This window comes from Burkholderia sp. HMSC10F09 (genome assembly GCF_001806955.1).
GTDB lineage: Bacteria > Pseudomonadota > Gammaproteobacteria > Burkholderiales > Burkholderiaceae > Burkholderia > Burkholderia multivorans.
Genome location: NZ_KV786725.1, coordinates 1 through 2,392, shown reverse-complemented (window position 1 = coordinate 2,392; position 2,392 = coordinate 1). Strand labels below are relative to the sequence as shown.

Below are 2,392 nucleotides of genomic sequence, written 5' to 3'. Positions count from 1 at the left end.
CAGGCGGCGCGACGCGGCTCGCGTCGCTGGCGCGCAATGCACGGCTGCGGCCGAAGTCGACCGTGCAGAGCGCGACCGGCATCCGGCAGGCGAAGGTCGAACAGAAATCGCGCGGGTTCACGGCCAGCGCGTTCAATACGCGCGAGTTCTTCCACGGCAAGGGCGCCGGCACGCTGCGCGCGGTGAAGGCCGGCTTTCTGCTCGGCGCGTTCGCGGTGCCGTTCGTGCTGACCGGCGCGCTCGCGCTTGCGCCGACGTCGGCGCTCGCCGCCGCGATACTCGGTGCGGCGTTCGTGATCCAGTATGCGGGGCTCGTCGCGGAGCGCTGGTTCTTTTTCGCGGATGCACGCCATCCGCAGAACATCTACTACCAGCGCGCATCATGATGGGCGGCGCGGTGCTAGAACGTCTCGGCGAGCGCCCGCGCGGCCTCCTGCACGCGCGGCGCGCTGTCGAGCAGCCGCGACAGCGGCGCACGCGACACGGGCGCATGCACGGCGACGGCGGCGACGCACGCGCCTTGCGCATCGACGATCGGCGCGGCGATGCAGACGATGCCGGGGACGAACTCCTCGTTGTCGATCGCGAGCCCGCGGTGCGCGATACGGTCGAGTTCGGCCTCGAGCAGCGCCGGATCGGCGATCGTGTTCGGCGTATGGCGCGGCAACGGCATCGCGCGCAGCAGTGCGTTGCGCTCGTCGCGCGGCAGCAGTGCGAGCAGCAGCTTGCCGCTCGCGCTGCAGTGCGCAGGCACGCGCGAGCCGGGCTTCAGGTCGAGCCGCAGCGGCCAGTCGGCTTCGACGCGGTCCAGATAGACGACGTCGGTGTCGTGCAGCATCGTCAGGTTGCAGGTCTCGCCGAGATCGGCGACGAGCTGCGCGAGGATCGCATGGCGCAGCCGCCGCGCGCCGGCATTGAGCATCACGCGCGCCCCGAGCCGCGCGAGCCGCGGGCCGACCGCGTAGGCGTTCTTGCGGCCCGGCTCGCGGATCACGAGGCCGCCCGCTTCGAGCGACGCGAGCATCCGATGCAGCGATGCCTTCGGCATGTCGACGTCGCGCGCGAGATCGGCGAGCGACACGGCGTCGCCCGCCTGGACGAGGTGTTCGAGCAGCGCGAACGCGCGCAGCGTGGGCGTATCGGCGGGAAGCATCGGCAGCATCGTTCCGAAAATGGACTGCGGCCATTGTACCGAACGGCCCCGCACACGCGGCGCGCGGGCCGGCGTGCCGCGCGAAGCGGCCCGCCTTTTATGCAACGGAACGGATCGTTCCGGAAACGGGGCGACGCGCATCGCATCGGCGCGCGTCGGGCCCGCAACGACAGAGGAGCGCAACGCAATGGAAGGGGTAGCGAGCAAGCCGGACTGCATGGTGTCGGTCCGCGAGCGGTTCGGCATCGATTCGGACCTGACGGTGCCCGCATTCAGCGTGCGCGACGATCACGTGCCGGATGTCGACGACGCATATCGTTTCAACCCCGACGTGACGCTCGCGATTCTCGCCGGCTTCGCGCGCAACCGGCGCGTGCTCGTGCAGGGCATGCACGGCACCGGCAAATCGACGCATATCGAGCAGGTCGCCGCGCGGCTGAACTGGCCCTGCGTGCGCGTGAATCTCGACGGCCATATCAGCCGGCTCGACCTCGTCGGCAAGGACGCGATCGTCGTGCGCGACGACCTCCAGGTGACCGAGTTTCAGGAGGGCATCGTGCCGTGGGCGCTGCAGCGGCCGGTCGCGCTCATCTTCGATGAATACGACGCGGGACGGCCCGACGTGATGTTCGTGATCCAGCGGATTCTCGAGCGCGACGGCAAGTTCACGCTGCTCGACCAGAACCGCGTGATTCATCCGCATCCATCATTCCGGCTGTTCGCGACGGCCAACACGGTCGGGCTCGGCAATCTGAACGGCTTGTATCACGGCACGCAGATGCTCAATCATGCGCAGATGGACCGCTGGAACGTGGTCGCGACGCTCGACTACCTGCCGCGCGACGAGGAGATCGGCATCGTGCGCGCGCGCGTGCCGGCGCTCGCGGACGAAGCGGGCCGCACGCTGCTCGAATCGATGGTGAGCCTCGCCGAGCTCACGCGCAACGGTTTCGCGACCGGCGACTTGTCGACGCTGATGTCGCCGCGCACCGTGATCGACTGGGCCGAGAACTGCCAGATCTTCCGCGATCCGGCGCTCGCGTTTCGCCTGACGTTCCTGAACAAGTGCGACGACGCGGAGCGGCCGATCGTCGCCGAGTACTACCAACGGTGCTTCGGCGACGAGCTCGCGATCGGCGCGCGCGTTGGCATCGAGCCGAGAGCCGCGCGGTGAGCGCCGAGCGCGACGCAGCCCGGCGCGCCCTCGCGCACGAGACGCTCGGCGCGGCCGCCGTGCGC

2 protein-coding genes and 1 pseudogene are annotated in these 2,392 nt (G+C 69.7%); 2 read left to right on the top strand and 1 reads right to left on the bottom strand.

The genetic code is table 11. The features are described 5' to 3' along the window. Positions 1-386: pseudogene (locus HMPREF3115_RS15090) on the top strand (DMSO reductase); the annotation flags it as partial. Between the two features lie 14 nt (positions 387-400). On the opposite strand, the gene HMPREF3115_RS15085 reads toward HMPREF3115_RS15090, so the two are convergent. After that, entirely contained in the window at positions 401-1,153 is a 753-nt protein-coding gene (locus HMPREF3115_RS15085; RefSeq protein ID WP_070554967.1) for an IclR family transcriptional regulator, read from the bottom strand. Between the two features lie 187 nt (positions 1,154-1,340). Here HMPREF3115_RS15085 and HMPREF3115_RS15080 point away from each other — a divergent pair, with 187 nt between their 5' ends. Continuing rightward, positions 1,341-2,327: an AAA family ATPase gene (locus HMPREF3115_RS15080; protein ID WP_070554965.1), complete on the top strand. Its 987-nt coding sequence runs from the start codon at positions 1,341-1,343 to the stop codon at positions 2,325-2,327. Positions 2,328-2,392 lie beyond the last annotated feature (65 nt).

What these genes read in the sequence shown, in the direction of transcription:
- HMPREF3115_RS15085 (WP_070554967.1), bottom strand. Translation starts at nt 1,153, where the DNA reads ATGCTTCCCGCCGATACGCCCACGCTGCGCGCGTTCGCGCTGCTCGAA.
- HMPREF3115_RS15080 (WP_070554965.1), top strand. Translation starts at nt 1,341, where the DNA reads ATGGAAGGGGTAGCGAGCAAGCCGGACTGCATGGTGTCGGTCCGCGAG.